Source organism: Synechococcus sp. MW101C3, from assembly GCF_002252635.1.
GTDB lineage: Bacteria > Cyanobacteriota > Cyanobacteriia > PCC-6307 > Cyanobiaceae > MW101C3.
On sequence record NZ_NQKX01000005.1, the window covers coordinates 244803 to 259939 of the forward strand.

Consider the following 15137-nt stretch of genomic DNA (forward strand, 5'->3'; position numbering starts at 1 on the left):
CCCCAGGCTGGCCAGATCTGCCTGGGGCTGCCCACGGCCCTCACACCGATGGCCTAGAGCCCCTTGCGATCGAGCGCGTCCGCCAGGCGGGTCACCGCTGAGGCCAGCTGGGCCTGCACATCGGGGACAGCGGCCGCCTCGGCCTTGGCCTCCTCCTTGCGCTTGGTGGCCTCGATGGCCTTGACGATCAGGAACACCACGAAGGCGATCACCAGGAAGTTGATCAGCGCCACGATCACGGCGCCGGCCGGCCACGAATTGATCGAATCGACGTTGGCCGCCTTCAGGGCAGGCGTGAGCAGGCTGCCCATCACAAGGCTCACCACCGCATCCACCACCTTGCCGAAGGCGCCACCGATCACCACCGCCACGGCGAGATCGACCACATTGCCCTTGTTGATGAAGGCCTGAAAATCGGCCAGGAAACTGGAGCGGCGCGGGGCCATCACGGAACAGCGGAAGGATCGCCGACAACCTACGTGTGAAGGCAACGGATCACCCGTCCCCTACCCCTCCCCAACCTGATCCGACACTCCCCAACCCCTCCATCCCTCCGAACCTGTCGAAATGGGGCGCCGCCGTCCGTCATGGAGGTGAACCCCGACCCGGGGCCCTTCACCTCTGCGCTCGCACCATGAACTACGCGGTCCTCATCTACGAAACCGAGCAGGATGTCGCCGATCGCCCCAGCCTGATGCCCGCCTATGCCGCCTACGCCCAGGCGTTGGCGGAGGCCGGCGCCCATCGCGGTGGCGAATGCCTCCATCCCACCCACACCGCCACCACCGTGCGGCTGCAGGGCGGCACCGCCCAGGTGCAGGACGGTCCCTTCCCCGACACCAAGGAGCAACTGGGCGGCTTCTTCCTGATCGATGTTCCCGATCTCGATGCCGCCCTGGCCTGGGCGGCGCGCTGTCCCGCCGCCGGCCGCTGCGCCGTGGAGGTGCGGCCCGTGCTGGCGATGGAGGGGAGCTGAGTGGAAGCGGCGCGCAGCGCCGAGCAGGCCGCCCGCCGCTCCTACGGGAAACTGGTGGCCTGGCTCACGGCCCGCTGCGGCGATCCCGCCGCGGCGGAGGACGCCCTGAGCGAGGCCTTCCTGGCGGCCCTGGCCGACTGGCCCCGCCAGGGGGTGCCCCGCAGTCCGGAGGCCTGGCTGCTGGTCACCGCCCGGCGGCGCTGGCTCGATGGCCACCGGCGGACCCGCACCCAGGAGCGCCTGCTGCCGCTCCTCCTCGATGAAGCGTTCACCATGCCCACCGATCCGAGTGCCGGCGCGGGCGAAGCGGCGGCCATCCCCGACGACCGCCTGCGGCTGCTGTTTCTCTGCGCCCACCCCGCCATCGATCCGGCCATCCAGGCGCCGCTGATGCTGCAGACGGTGCTGGGCCTCAATGCCGTCCGTATCGGGGCCGCCTTCCTGGTGGCTCCCGCCGCCATGGGGCAACGGCTGGTGCGTGCCAAGGCGAAGATCCGGGAGGCCCGCATTCCCTTCGTGCTGCCCCCCGCCCACGCCCTGCCGGCACGGGCGGCGGCGGTGCATCAGGCGATCTACGCGGCCTTCGGCACGGGCTGGGAGGAACCCGGCGCAGCGGGCGGCGGCAGCGACGGGCTCGCAGAGGAGGCCGTCCAGCTGGCGCGGCTCTGCGTTGAGCTGCTGCCGCAGGAACCGGAGGGGCGGGGGCTGCTGGCACTGCTGCTGCATGCCCAGGCGCGCCGGCCCGCCCGGCGCGACCGCCACGGCGCCTACGTTCCGCTCCAGGAGCAGGACATGCGGCTCTGGTCGCGGCCGCTGCAGGCGGAGGCCGAGGCGGAGCTGCGGCTGGCGGCGGCCCAGGGGCGGATGGGGCGTTTCCAGCTGGAGGCGGCGATCCAGTCGGTGCATGCCCAGCGGGCCGTGCACGGCCGGGTCGACTGGCCGGCGCTGCTGCACCTCTATGACGGCCTGATCCGCCTGGCCCCCAGCCTGGGGGCGCAGGTGAGCCGGCTGGCGGTGCTGGCCGAGCTGCGCGGTGCTGCCGCAGGGCTGGAGCCACTGGAGGCGCTCGGCGCCACCGTGCCCGCAACGGCCACCTATCAACCCTGGTGGGCGCTGCGGGCCGAGTTGCTCAGCCGGCTCGGCCGCTGGCCTGAGGCGCGGGAGAACTATGGGCGGGCCATCGCCCTCACCACGGACCCAGCGGCCCTGGCCTTCCTGCGAGGGCGCTGCCCGTAGTGCCCGGCCTGCACTCCCCTACCGGGGTCCTGGCCTTCCGCTCGCTCCATGCCTTGCGGGTGAGCCGGTGGCCGCTCTGCAGCCACCGATCGCCAGCCGTTGAGTCCGTCCTGAGCAGAGCCTCTGCGCATGGAAGCTGTAGACCAGCTGGTGCCACAGACGTGCGGGCGTGGCCACCGCGGCATGAAGCAACTGGGCAGTCATCTCCACTATCAGCAACGTGGAGCAAACCTGGAAGCCTCGGCTCCAGTGCGTGCAGGAAGCTGCTACCGAAGGAAGTGCTGGGGCGCCAGTAGACCATCTCGGTGTCCCACACCAGCCGCAGATCGATAGCCGGCCACAGCTCGATCACACCGATCAGAATCTTGACAGTGCAAGCCAGCTTGCCGCAGCCATTGCATCCCATCGGACCGACTGGAAGGCAAGGGATGCATCTGGATCGACAGATCCAGCGAACCGCCGAGATCATCCATCAGGCTGATGCCAAACCATCCCGTTTGACGTCGAGGGGAAAACTGACCGTGAAGGTGGTGCCATGGCCAGGTTGGCTTTGGACTGTGATCGTGCCGTGATGGTGATGGACAATTTCCTGGGCGATGGACAACCCGAGGCCTGTGCCACCCGTCGCACGCGAGCGCGACTTCTCGACACGGTAGAAACGTTCAAACAGATGGGGTAGATGTTCCGGCGCGATTCCAACCCCAGTGTCACTGATGTCAACACGAATGCAGCCTTGCTGAATGGCAGCAACCACGCTGACTCGGCCCGGAGCAGGTGTATACTTAATGGCATTTTCAATAAGATTAAGAAAGAGACGAATCAGATGATCTGGGCTGCCTTGGATCAACAGATTGGGGACGATGAATGTGCGGAAAGAAAGGCCCGCAAGATCAGCCAAAGGTTGAGCCTGCACAGCAACTGCAGCCAGCAGATCGCTCAAGTCAATGAGATCCTGATCAGCATACCGGTGGCCCTGTTCCAGCCGAGATAGCAGCAGAAGATCACTGCTAAGACGAATCAGACGATCAACATCATGATCAATCAAGTGGAGAGATTCTTGATAGTCTGCGACGGTGCGGGGTTGACGCAGCGTCACTTGCAGCCGGCCCTTAAGAGCCGTCAGCGGGGTTCGAAGCTCATGAGAAGCGTCCATCAGAAACCGCCTTTCGAACTCAAAAGCCGACTGCAGTGAATCCATCATCTCATCAAACATCATGGCCAGGCGAGCCAGTTCATCATTAGAAGTTCCTTGGTAATGAATACGCTGGGCCAGATTTCCGCTAACCCTGATCTGCTTCGATATCTGCGTAATCTGCACAACCGGCTTAAGCGCACGGCTCGCCAGGAAGTAACCTCCCAAGCCCACCACTCCAAGAAGAATAGGAAGCTTGAGCAGATAGCGATTCGAGAGGTTCTGCAAGGTGGTGTCGATGGGCTGAAGAGAACGAGCCACCTTCAGCCATCCCGATGGCCTTCCACGACTCGTAAGGATTTCCTTTGTATACATTCGCCAGCGCCCTTCCCCAGTCAGCACGGTCTCAAAGCCAGGTTTTACGACTTGGTGAGCCGGAAGCATGGACGAATCGCCGAAACGCTCCTTCACAGCGCCATCATTCCCAAGCAACAAAATCACAACACCAGCATCACTCAACAATGACGCAATGATCGGCGCATCCTTACGTGGATCGAACACCAAGGTGTTAACTTCGTCATCAAGGGACTTCAAGGCTTGGATGGCATTCACCTTCAAGGCGCCATCAACCTGCTCAAGCAGCGTTCGCTGAAACTCGTGATAGATCAAGCGATCGGAGCCCAGCATAGTTAGACCCGCCAGAAGGCTGTACCAGGCGACCAGGCGAAACCTGAGATTGTGCCAGGGTTTCCAAAGCTTCATGGCGGTTTAAACGTTGGGGCTATGGGTCGGAAAGCTGAGCCTCACCATCAGCCCTGATGCAGTAACCCACTCCCCTAGCAGTCTGAATCAAAGAGAATGGCTCATTCTGATCAAGCTTTCGCCGGAGATAGCCAATGTAGACATCAATAACCTTGAAGTCTCCATAATAGTCAAAGTTCCAGACGTGCTGGGCAATTTGCGTCCGACTCAACACCTGGTTGGAGTGACGCATCAAGTACTCCAAGAGAGAAAACTCCCGCGGACTCAGATCAATGAGCCGATTGCCACGCTTCACCACCCGTTGGGCGGTATCCATCTCAAGGGTCCCAACCTTGAGCAACACGTCTGTCTGAAGGGGAGGCCGCCTCAATAGAGCTCGCAACCGGGCCAGCAGCTCCGTGAAGTCAAACGGCTTGATCAAATAATCATCTGCGCCAGCATCCAAACCCAGCACACGATCCTGGACGGTGTCCAACGCCGTCAACAACAGAACTGGTGTTTTTAATCCCTGTCTACGCAGCTCCCTAAGGACGCTCAGGCCGTCCAGTACAGGAAGCATGACGTCGAGAACAACAGCATCGTAATCAGCTGCCATTGCATAGTTCACGCCATCGCGGCCATTCAAGGCAAGATCAACGGCGTATCCCGCTTCCCCCAGCCCTTGATGGATGAACCTGGAGATACCTACATCGTCTTCAACTACTAACACGCGCATAGCAGATCGGCAAAGAACCTCCACTGAGTCATGGCAACAGAAAGGCGGACATGGGCTAACCGTCATGGTACCGCCGCGAGATGATCATTCATGCTGTCCTCAGCATAGAAACGGCACTGCAGCCTGATCTCCAGAGCTTCCACGACACAAAGCCTGGGCCACTTTCCAGTGGAAGGCCGTGAGAGCGTGATGGGGTCAGTGAGGGTGGCACGGAGCATCGCTCGCAGAGGGCAGCTCACCACAGTCACAGAGATCCAGTGGTGGATAGGAAGCACGGGATCCCGGATTGAGATGGGGACGCTGCCAATCCAGATTGTGCTCAGCAAAGTGTTGCTGGATGGCACACTGCCGAGGCCTGGGGAAGGGCTCAGCAGCCAGCAGTGCCCGCGCCAGGATCTGGCAGCGGCCCAGGCCAAAACCTTGTGCATCTCCAGGGGCTTCGGCGAGTGCGATGCCAGGGGCAAGTGGCGCGGTGAAGAGGGGGATCGGATCTTGTAAGTGAGGGCGGAGCCTGGGGTAGTGACGCTGCAAGACGGCCCGTAGATTCACATAGTGCCTGGATTCCAGAGTCAGAATTGCAGCATCAAAGCGCCCATAGGACAAAGGCTCGGTGAGGACCTTCAAGGTAAATGGACAGGATTCGCGATTGAGCTCGCAGCTCAAGATTTCCATCAGCAGGATCGCCCCCTCCACGGTGACATGGAAGAAGAGGTGAAAAGAAACTTGATCAGTGGCAGGTTGCCCACCATTGCCGACCGCCATGTAGTACTCCCCAACGAAAGAAGAATTGGGCAGACGCAAGGACAATCGAGTGCCAACAGATCCCTCGGACGAACCCAACGCCAGATCGGCAGTGGGATCAATCCAAAGATGCAGACCATCTTTCTGAACCTGGTAACGGCTTCCCTCCACTCGGGTCACGACCCAGTTGGGGTCGACGCACCCTGTGCCGCTATTGGCCGCCTGGATCTGGCCAATGAAATCAAGATCCAAGCCTGCATAGGTGCTGTTCTTGTACTCTGTTTTATGCGTAGGCATTGACAATCGCGATTCTTGCTCCCCGCTGAAGTAGATGTCATGCAGATAATTCCTGAGCTGACGCAATAGATCCGCCTGCTTTAGCTCATCTGGCAAAGCATTGTACCGTTCTGCCTCCGTTTCAGAGGCAGCACTGCCTCGCATTTGAGTGACATCGAGCAGTGCGTAAGACGGATGTTCAATCAGAGGAGGATCGATACGAACATTCTCACTCAAATCAGCCAGCGCTGCATCGAGGGAATAGTGCTGCAGCCAACGGGGCAAGAACACCTCTGAGCGCGAAGCTGGATGGCTGTTGGTGCAATGGGCTTTGCTGAAGGCAACGTGAACCATCTCACTAGGAGGGGAATCTGGAGGCTCGATGCCTGAGCAGTGCGAACCGAGGTCACCAAACACCGTTGACATGGCGGCTTCAGGATGACACAACAGCGACCTTGCAACCTGCAATATGGAAATCTCCAGATTGCCAAATGGCTCTCGGTAAAACAACCGTTCCTGAATCACCTCGATCAACCCCAGGCCAGCAAACCGCAGCACCCGTTCCTGAAAGTCAGGAAAAACCTCAAGAATCGCAGGGAACTGTGCCAGATAGGCCTTGATCAAGGCGGCCAGTGAGGGCTGAAGTGTCTGCAACGGCACTGCCGCCAATTGCAGCGAGACAGCAAGATCAATATCCCTGCTCAGGGCAAGACTCTGAAGCCAGACTCTCAGATACTCAGTGATTATCGCCCCTACATCGAATGCCGGATCGCCCCATGCCCACTGCTCCCAATCAATCACCCGGATGACTCCTTGCTGATCAGGGAGGTGCAGAGCCGCCATGGAGGTGGGCAGGGGCGAGGGCTCCCACCGAGGCCACTCCTGGTGAACCAGGATGTTTCCAAACTTGAGGTCGTTATGAATCAGGCAGCATGGTATGTAATCTGCTTGCAGACGAGAGAGCGCTTCCGAAAGGTGGGCAGAGCGCTGGTAAAGCTTATAGAACATGAGGCCATCCAGCGACACTCGCCGAAAGAGATCAGGCGTCAGATTCTCCAATTCTCCGCAGAAGTCAGGCCCGTCGCCCCTGTCTCCCTCGATACGGGTGCATTCCGGAGCGAGTTGGAGCTGATAGTCCCGACGTTGAAATGTTGCCCGGTGAAGCGTGGCCAGGGCGGTTCCGAGTGCGGTGGCGATGTGCGCGGGAAACTGCTGGGCACCCGCGTAGAACTTGCCAAGATCCCAATATCCTTCTACAAATCGGAGAACCAGGATGCCATTTGTAGCATCATAATTCACCCCTTCAGACATGATGGGTTGCAGCTCGCGGAGCTGATCATCGGTATCAAGCAATTGATAGATGCGCCACTCTTCGAGAAAACTCTGCTTGGGACCTTCCTCATCCCGAAACGGTGCTTGCTTGACCAATAGGCTGGTTGTCATCCCATGGTGGCTGCCGCCTGTGGAGAGCTGCACCAGGAGATTGAGATTTTTGCCTGAGAGTGCCTTGACACTCAGCACTTCATCATCAGGGCCGCAAAGGCCTTGCTGAACCAAGTAATCAAGGATGGTAGAAGATTCCAGGCGTAGAGGCATCGTCAGGCATTCATCATTCCAAGCACTTCCACCATGGACTGAGACTTGCTCCAAGCCGAGGTTTCGAGAATGCCACTTGACAATCTCGAAACCTCGACAGGTCCCAAAGTTGTTCTCAGGGATGCGCCACTGTCGGTTTCCCAACAGGGGTTGCAAGCCCTGGATCATCGGCCTAGGGGAACGTCAGGACAATCCGCTCATGCGGCTGGGACGGCTGGCGCGGGTGGGACGGCTGGCGCGGGTGCGGCGGCTGCGACGGCGCCTGCCATTACCACCTGAAATGGAGGCCTCATCCTCTGGGGTGAGATCAGTGAGGAAGCTATCTGCCCCTGACAGCAGATTCAGGCCCAACAGGGCTGCATTGGTCGAAGATTCAGTTGCCATGATGTTCTCCTTTGACTGGTTAGAATTTGGGACGGGGATAATGATGGTCAATCGACGCCTCTGCCTGTACTGCATGGTTAACCTTGCAGTCAACAGACGGGTCATCTGTCCACCTGTTCAGCTTGAATGGCTGAACTGAATGAACAGTAAAAGTTCGGCGGTAAGAGGACGGAAGGAAATTGGCAAGAAAACTCTTATGTCGGCACAGGGTGAGAACGTCCACCTGCGTCAGCGAGGTTGTGGCGTCATCAGCCCTGTCCAGCGGAGGGCGGTGCGCCTGCCAGCCTGGTCCCGCACAGCAACGGCCGTGACCGTCGCAGCGAAGCTGCTGACGCGCCTGTCGCCTGCCCCAACGGCTGAGGAGACCGGTGGAACGCTCAGTCCGACTCGGAGGACCGTGGTGGCTCTGCAGCGAGCAGGGCCTGCAGGCCCGCTTCGTCGATCACGGCCACACCCAGGCTCTCGGCCTTGCCGAGCTTGCTTCCCGCCTCCTCGCCAGCCACCACGAAGCTCGTCTTCCGGCTCACCGAGCCTGTCACCTTGCCACCGGCGGCCTCGATCAGCTCCTGGGCACGGTGCCGGGTCAGGCTGGGCAACGTGCCCGTGAGCACCAGCGTCTTCCCCGCTAGAGGCTGGGACTGGGACCTGCCGCCTCCGTCAGGAACGGCGCCGGTGCTGGCCAGCGTCAGACCCAGCTGCGCCAGGTCGTTGAGCAGGCGCTCGTTCGCGGGGATGGCAAACCACTGCTGCAGCGACTGGACGATCTCGACGCCGATGCCATGGACTGCGGTGATCGCCTCCGGGGCCTCGAATGCCGCCGTGGCGAGAGTGGCGGCCGAGGTGAACACCCTGGCCAGCGCCTTGGAGTTCACCTCGCCCACGTGATGAATCCCAAGGCCATAGAGCTGGCGATGCCAAGGCTTGGCCTTGGAGGCCTCCAGCGCCGCCGCCAGATTCGACGCCGACTTCTCCCCCATCCGCTCCAGGCTGGCCAGCAGCGCGGCGTCGAGCCGGTAGAGATCGGCGATCGAGCGCACCAGCCCTCGGTCCACCAGCTGCTCGATCAGCTTGCTGCCGAGGCCATCCACGTCGAGGGCCGCCTTGCTCACCCAGTGGCGCAGCGAGCCGCGCAGGATCGCCGGGCAGCTGCTGTTGACGCAACGCGTGGCCGCCTCCCCCGTCTCGCGCACCAGCTCAGAGCCGCACTCCGGGCAGGCCTGGGGCAGGGCCAGCGGCGTTGCCCCTGCCGGCCGCAGTTCGACCAGCACCCGCACCACCTCTGGGATGATCTCACCCGCCTTGCGCACCACGATCGTGTCGCCGGCGTGGAGATCGAGCTCGGCCAGCCGGTCGGCGTTATGGAGGGTGGCGCGGCTGACGCTGGTGCCGGCGAGCGCCACCGGCTCGAACTCCGCCACCGGCGTCACGACCCCGGTGCGGCCCACCTGGGCCACCAAGCGCAGCAGCCGGCTGGGGGCCTCCTCGGCGGCGTACTTGAGGGCGATCGCCCAGCGCGGCGCCTTCTGGGTGAAGCCGGCCTCGGCCTGGAGTCGCAGGTCGTTGAGCTTCACCACCACCCCGTCGGTGGCGTAGGGCAGGGAGCGCCGTGTCTCCTCCCAGGCGCTGAAGAAACCCTCCACCGCGGCCAGGTCGGGCAGGAGTTCGGCATTGGGATTGACCCGGAAGCCGGCGGAGTGCAGCCACTCCAGCGAGGCCCACTGGCTGGTGGGCCTCGCTGGATCACTGGTCCCGCCGGCGCCGACCGGATCCCACTCCTCAGGGAGATGGAGGGTGTAGGCGAAGAAATCGAGACGCCGGGCGGCCACCACCTTCGGGTCGAGCTGCCGCAGGGTGCCCGCGCAGGCATTGCGGGGGTTGGCGAACGGCGGTTCGCCGCGGGCTTCGCGCTCGGTATTGATGGCGCTGAAGGTGGCGTCGGGGATGAAGGCCTCACCGCGCACCTCCACCCAGGCCGGGGGGTGATCCAGCTGCAGCCGCAGCGGCACGCTCTGGATCGTGCGCACGTTGGCGGTGATCTCCTCTCCCCACGCCCCGTCACCGCGGGTGGCGGCCCGCACCAGCACCCCGTTGGCGTAGCTGAGAGCGAGGGCGTTGCCGTCGATCTTGAGCTCGCCCACCATCGGCAGGGCGGGCAGCGGTGCACCGACCTCGGGCAAGCGATCGATCGCGCGCAGCAGGCGGCCATACCAGGCCTCCAGGTCCTCCAAGCCGAAGGCGTTGTCGAGGCTGAGCAGTCCGACGCGGTGCTCCACCGTGCGAAAGCCTTCGGCGGGAGCGCCGCCCACCCGCTGGGTGGGGCTGTCGGGGCGCACCAGTTCGGGGTGGGCGGCCTCCAGCTCCAGCAGCTCGCGATAGAGCCGGTCATAGACCGGGTCCTCCAGCTCCGGGGCATCGAGCACGTAGTAGGCGTGCGCCGCGCGCTGCAGCAGGCGGCGCAATTCCTCGGCCCGATCCTCAGGCGATGCGTCGGGCATGGGAGGCGGCGCTGGCAAGGAGCGGCGGGATGGAGCGTCAGGCAGCGGCGAGTCTGTTGATGCGATCCACCCGCCAGGCTTCCTCCACCTTCACGAAGGTGAAATCGAGCGGCAGTTCCTCCTTTGCCTCCGACTTCAGCTTCACCGTGAGGATGATCTGGCCGTCCTGGATGCGGGGCCGGCCGGATTTGAGGTTGCGGTACTTGTTGAGCTGCAGGCCCGCCAGGAAACGGATGAACTGTTGCCGGTTCACATGGGAGCGGTAGTTCTTGGTGGTGAGCAGATAGGCGCCATCGATCTGGCCCGAGGCCACCTGGGTGAAGAACTGCTTGAGCAGCGGGTTGATGCCGCGGGCGCTGATCACCAGCTTCACGGCCGTGTAGGTCCAGTAGAGAAGCAGGGCGCCGGCACCGGCCAACAGGGCCTTGGTGCCGATCGTCTGTGCCAGACCCCAATCCATGGCGAAAGCGCGCATCCTGAGCCTGGAGTCTGACCGACGGCCCCGCCAGACTGCCTGGCTGGTGCCAACGCCCTGAAGCGGCATGCCCCTGGAGTCCTTGCTTCCGCTGTTCCACCGCCTCAACCGGGAGCACTTCGACGGCACCCTGGCGCCGCAGGGCCGAAGCCTGGTGGCGGTGCGCTGGAGCGATGGCCGCATGAACCGCACTGCCGGGCTCTACCGCAGCGGCCGGCAGCGCGACGGCACACCGCTGTGCGAGATCGTGCTGTCGCGGCCGGTGCTCGAACCGCTGCCCCGTGAAGCCACGCTGGGCACCCTCTGCCACGAGATGATCCACGCCTGGATCGACCGGGTGCTGGGGGTGCGCGAGGTGCACGGCCCCCACTTCCGCGCCCGCATGGCCCGCATCAACGCCGCCCAGTCGGCGTTCGAGGTGAGCCTGCGCCACTCTTACCCGGTGCCGGTCAGTGCTGTGCGCTGGATCGCCCGCTGCCCCAGCTGCGGTGTCACGGCGCCCTATCGGCGGCGGGTGCGGGGCGTGGCCTGCCGCCTCTGCTGCGACCGGCTGCACGGCGGCCAGTGGCATGCCAGCTGCCAGCTCCTGTTCGAACCCGGTGGCGCCTAGGGTTCGCCGATGGATCGCGCCCTTGGCATGGAACTGTTCCTGGGGGTGCTGCAGTGCGGCGGCCTGGCGATCGCCGTGGTGGGCCTGGGCCGCGAACGCTGGCTGCGCCGCCGCTGGGCCCTGCGCCTCAGCCGTTAGGGTCAAGGCGAAACGGTTCTCAGGGAAGAGCCGGGCCCATCAGGACGGACACAGGACAGAGCCATGAACGGTTCCGGTGACCCTTCCCGCCGCGGCAGACGCCGCCAGGGATCGCCCACGGCGGGCGGAACCTTCGATCAATGGATGGTGGCGGGGCGGCAGCTGGTGAACGGCGTGTCCGGGGCCCGCCCGGGCTCGCGTGCCCAGGCGCGTGGAGCCGGGGGCCGCACCGGTGCACGACCGGGCCTGGATGGTCTGGGTCGCTGGGTGGGCGAACGCTTCGACTGGTTCCTCGAAGGCGACGACGACTGGCCCGAACCCTGGCAGGAACGCCCCTCCCCCCAGGAGCGGGAGGCGCAGACCCCACCACCCCGCCGCGGCAGCGGCCTTCCCACCGACGAGCGTTTCCGCACCGCCAGCCGGGAACCCGCCAGCCGCAGCCCCATGGGCAGAGCGCCTGAGCCGGCCAGGGAGTGGGACAGGGGAAGCGGCCCGGCCGCAACACCGGCTGGCCCCACCGCCAGTGGCGGGCGGCGGCCACTGGAGGCGATCTCCCGTCGCAGCGCCCCGCTGCTGCCACCCGCGCCCGACACCAACGATTGGCCCGAGGACGACAACTTCCGCCTGCCCCGCTGGCAGCGCCCCAGCGGGGCAACGGCTGGGAGCGAGACCCCGCCGTCGTTGCCGCCGGCACGCACGCCCCAGCGCCCCCTGCCCCGCTCCAGCCGCCGGCGGGATTGAGCGGGGCAGCCGCGAATCCTCAACGCAGGCCACCAGCGGAGCGCCACCGCATGCCACCTACATTCAATGGTGATCAACCGCTTCCAAGGATCTGCGTCCATGAGCAACCTGATCGTGGTGGGATTTCCGAAAACCGAGGACGCTGACGCCGTACGTCGCGAGCTTGTCAATATCCAGCAGGAGCATCTGATCTCACTGGAAGATGCGGTGGTGGTCGAGCACGATGCCTCCGGGGAGGTGCATCTGCGTCAGGCGATCAACCTCACCGCCGCCGGCGCGCTGGGCGGTGGCTTCTGGGGCTCGCTGGTGGGGCTGCTGTTCCTCAACCCGCTGCTGGGTGCTGCCCTGGGCGCCGGTGTCGGTGCCGCCTCGGGCGCGCTCAGCGATCTGGGCATCAGCGACGGCTTCCTGCGTGAGGTGGGCGAAACCCTGCCGAAGGGCAGCGCCGCCCTCTGCCTGCTGGTGCGTGAAGCCACCCCTGACCGGGTGGTGGAGCGCCTGCGCAGCTTCGCCCCCCACGCCAAGCTGCTGCGCACCAGCCTCAGCCACACCGACGAAGACCGGCTGCGCGAGCTGCTCGAGAAGACTCGCCAACAGGCTGAAGCCCTGCGGCTCGGCTGAACCCGGCAGGCTTTCAGCTAGCCGCTTTGCGGCGGCGACGGGCCAGGTCATCAGGATGGTTGCGGGCGCGCGGGGTGCCATTGGCATGGCCTTCACCGGCGCCGGCACCGCCACCGCTGTGGTGGGTGCGGGGCACCTGGAAGTCCCAGCCGTTCACACGCAGTTGTTGGTTGACAGGCTCCACCAGCTCACCGGGGAGATCTTCGGCCATCTGCTCGGCAGAGGTGCTGATCGCCGCTGATCCTTGCTTCATCGCCCAGAGCAGCTCGGCCCACTGCTCCACAAGCGTGCGCTGGGCAAGGGGAACTTGGCCTCGAGCTTCCAGTGCGGCGCGGCAGCCTTCTTCATGCCAGAGCGTGTCCACATTGCGGTGGCTGGAGCAGGCCACCTGGGCTAAGCCGCTGGCCAGAGCTTCGGCGCTGGGGCGTCCGTCGTGGTCGCGCAGACCGACCTCGCACAGCAGGCGGCCGCAGTAGATGGCGGAGATGCCGTAGAGGCGGCCCAGATCGGTGAGGCTGAGCCAGGACGTGGACGGGGCCATCGGGCGAACCGACGTGGAACATCAACATGGTGCCCGGGCTGGGGCAACTCGCAACTTGTCAATGCGTGCGTGTGACGGCTGGCAACAATGTTGATGATTCTTCACAGCGCTGACTGGGCCCCAGCCAACGCTCCAGTGCCGGGGAGAAGACCTCGCGGATCACCGTGAGCTGACGCCCGCCGCGAAAGAAGCGGTAGTGGCGGCTCCAGAACGGACCGCTGCAGCCAAAACCCTGTTCCAGCCAAGGTTCTGTCACCTGGGCCAACCCATCCACTTCACGGAACAGTTCGGCGCGATCCGCCGTCAGGCTTTGCCAGATCGGCAGCTGGCGGTCGCGGAGATTTTCTTCGGCCTGCGACTGGTTCCACCAGCTTTCGGCCCAGGCCAGCGGCTCTCCGTGACAGCGAAGCCACACCTGACGCCGCAGCAAGGGCGAGGCCAAACCAGCCACTTCTGCAGGCACCCGCTTGCCATCCCCCGCATCGCATGCCATGGCGATCAGCTCCACCTCCACCGGAGCGCCGGTGAGCAGCTGCAGGTGGCGGGTGGGGCTGCCATCACCCAGCAGCAGCAATTGCCAGGCACCGCTGAGGCCCGCCGCCGTGCAGCCGGCCTCCATGGCCGCCCGCGACGCCGACCACAGGGCATGCGGTGAGGGGAATGGGGTGCCGTCGTCGCCGGGGATTGGCTCCTCGCGCGATCGGGCAGGGGTCGAGCAGAGTGAGCCGCTCATCGAGCTGAGCACCGGTGGTTCAGGCTACGAAGCCAGCCTGGGCAATGAGAGCGGGGGAACCGGCTGAGCAGTCACATCAGCTCAGAGGCCATCGTTGCTGATGCTCACCTGGCGCTGCTTGCCCTGGCGTTCAATCACCACCGAATCGCCACTGGCGGATTGCAGACGCCAGCCGCTGGCGCCGATCGGCTCTCCCACCGACACGTTCGTGCTGGTGCCGCCCACCTGGAAGATCGCTGCGCTGGATCGGCCCTGCACCTGCACCACTCCCATCAGCTCGGGGGCAGGGCCCGCGCTTGCACCAGCCGGCGACGGGGGGGCAGCGACCCTGGAGGTGGCGGAGGCACCCACGGTGTCGCCCACCGCCCAGCCGTTGCCACCAGCAGCAGCGGCGGGGGCTGGGCGGGTGATGGTGCCGCTAACGGGCACCCGCAGCGGCCGCGCGGTGGAGGCCTGGCCGGCGGTGCCACCAGAGAGGGGCGCCAGCTCCTGAACCCACGGCTCTTCCAGCGGCGGCGGCGGCAGGCTGGGATCAAGGGTGGGGGCAGCTCCTGCAATCTGACCAGCAGGCAACGCTGCCGGTTCAGCGGCGGCGGGCACCAGATCTCGCAGCCGCTCCAGCAGCTTGAGATTACGTTCCTGATCAAGCGCGCGGTTGGCCACCTGCCAGTTGCGCCACAGCAGCAGCGAGGAGGTGATCCCCACCAGGGCAAGGGCCGCGAGAATCGGTAGCCAGGGGCGGTGCCAGAGGGCTGTGGTGGCTGTGCGGGTAGCCCGTGAAGGTGGAGGCGGAGCCGGAGCGCGCGGGGGGGCCTCGCTCACCACCACATCAATCGGCGTATGGTCGAGCAGGCCAACACTGGTGCGGTTGGCTCCATTGGCAAACACCCGGTGCACCACCTGCTCGGCCTTGAGATCCCAGAAGGCTCTGGAGGTGGGGACTGAAGGGGGGGTCGCCATGAAAG

General features: G+C 64.5%; 16 protein-coding genes. 6 read left to right on the forward strand and 10 right to left on the reverse strand.

Annotation, left to right across the window (positions count from 1 at the left end; all coding sequences use genetic code 11):
* Positions 1-53: 53 nt before the first annotated feature.
* A complete protein-coding gene (gene mscL / locus CJZ80_RS08060; protein ID WP_094512204.1) occupies positions 54-446 on the reverse strand; it encodes a large conductance mechanosensitive channel protein MscL in 393 nt (130 codons plus the stop codon).
* Positions 447-634: 188 nt separating this feature from the next.
* Between mscL and CJZ80_RS08065 the strand changes: the two genes are divergently transcribed.
* Both CJZ80_RS08065 and CJZ80_RS08070 read left to right on the forward strand, forming a co-directional pair.
* The gene (locus CJZ80_RS08065; protein ID WP_094512211.1) at positions 635-976 is read left to right on the forward strand and encodes a YciI family protein; all 342 of its coding nucleotides are present in this window, start codon (positions 635-637) and stop codon (positions 974-976) included.
* Entirely contained in the window at positions 977-2212 is a 1236-nt protein-coding gene (locus tag CJZ80_RS08070; RefSeq protein WP_094512216.1) for an RNA polymerase sigma factor, read from the forward strand.
* 472 nt (positions 2213-2684) lie between these two features.
* Here CJZ80_RS08070 and CJZ80_RS08075 read toward each other — a convergent pair whose 3' ends face one another.
* From CJZ80_RS08075 to CJZ80_RS08095, 6 genes are all read right to left on the reverse strand, one after another.
* Positions 2685-4106 carry a cell wall metabolism sensor histidine kinase WalK gene (locus tag CJZ80_RS08075; protein ID WP_094512221.1) on the reverse strand — a complete coding sequence of 474 codons (1422 nt, stop codon included), beginning with the start codon at positions 4104-4106 and terminating at the stop codon, positions 2685-2687.
* Between the two features lie 19 nt (positions 4107-4125).
* Entirely contained in the window at positions 4126-4821 is a 696-nt protein-coding gene (locus tag CJZ80_RS08080; RefSeq protein ID WP_094512224.1) for a response regulator transcription factor, read from the reverse strand.
* A 195-nt stretch (positions 4822-5016) separates the two neighbouring features.
* A complete protein-coding gene (locus CJZ80_RS08085; RefSeq protein ID WP_158217454.1) occupies positions 5017-7434 on the reverse strand; it encodes a T3SS effector HopA1 family protein in 2418 nt (805 codons plus the stop codon).
* A 183-nt stretch (positions 7435-7617) separates the two neighbouring features.
* Positions 7618-7923, reverse strand: a complete 306-nt coding sequence (locus tag CJZ80_RS15095) for a hypothetical protein (protein WP_144036983.1) — start codon at positions 7921-7923, stop codon at positions 7618-7620.
* Positions 7924-8195: 272 nt separating this feature from the next.
* The gene (gene ligA / locus CJZ80_RS08090) at positions 8196-10313 is read right to left on the reverse strand and encodes an NAD-dependent DNA ligase LigA (protein WP_094512231.1); all 2118 of its coding nucleotides are present in this window, start codon (positions 10311-10313) and stop codon (positions 8196-8198) included.
* 37 nt (positions 10314-10350) lie between these two features.
* Positions 10351-10773, reverse strand: a complete 423-nt coding sequence (locus CJZ80_RS08095; RefSeq protein WP_094512234.1) for a hypothetical protein — start codon at positions 10771-10773, stop codon at positions 10351-10353.
* Positions 10774-10855: 82 nt separating this feature from the next.
* Here CJZ80_RS08095 and CJZ80_RS08100 point away from each other — a divergent pair, with 82 nt between their 5' ends.
* From CJZ80_RS08100 to CJZ80_RS08110, 4 genes are all read left to right on the forward strand, one after another.
* Positions 10856-11398 (forward strand): SprT family zinc-dependent metalloprotease, encoded by a 543-nt coding sequence (locus tag CJZ80_RS08100; RefSeq protein ID WP_094512239.1) that lies wholly within the window; start codon positions 10856-10858, stop codon positions 11396-11398.
* 9 nt (positions 11399-11407) lie between these two features.
* On the forward strand, positions 11408-11536 hold the full coding sequence (locus CJZ80_RS15790; protein WP_255100248.1) for a hypothetical protein: 129 nt from the start codon (positions 11408-11410) through the stop codon (positions 11534-11536).
* Between the two features lie 63 nt (positions 11537-11599).
* Entirely contained in the window at positions 11600-12277 is a 678-nt protein-coding gene (locus tag CJZ80_RS08105; protein WP_198948271.1) for a hypothetical protein, read from the forward strand.
* Between the two features lie 99 nt (positions 12278-12376).
* Complete coding sequence (locus CJZ80_RS08110; RefSeq protein ID WP_094512391.1) at positions 12377-12898, forward strand: DUF1269 domain-containing protein; 522 nt, start codon at positions 12377-12379, stop codon at positions 12896-12898.
* A 13-nt stretch (positions 12899-12911) separates the two neighbouring features.
* Here CJZ80_RS08110 and CJZ80_RS08115 read toward each other — a convergent pair whose 3' ends face one another.
* The 3 genes from CJZ80_RS08115 to CJZ80_RS08125 form a co-directional block, all read right to left on the reverse strand.
* Positions 12912-13439: a hypothetical protein gene (locus tag CJZ80_RS08115; RefSeq protein ID WP_198948272.1), complete on the reverse strand. Its 528-nt coding sequence runs from the start codon at positions 13437-13439 to the stop codon at positions 12912-12914.
* A 58-nt stretch (positions 13440-13497) separates the two neighbouring features.
* On the reverse strand, positions 13498-14172 hold the full coding sequence (locus tag CJZ80_RS08120; protein WP_094512392.1) for a chorismate lyase: 675 nt from the start codon (positions 14170-14172) through the stop codon (positions 13498-13500).
* 81 nt (positions 14173-14253) lie between these two features.
* Positions 14254-15132 carry a hypothetical protein gene (locus CJZ80_RS08125; RefSeq protein ID WP_094512244.1) on the reverse strand — a complete coding sequence of 293 codons (879 nt, stop codon included), beginning with the start codon at positions 15130-15132 and terminating at the stop codon, positions 14254-14256.
* Positions 15133-15137 lie beyond the last annotated feature (5 nt).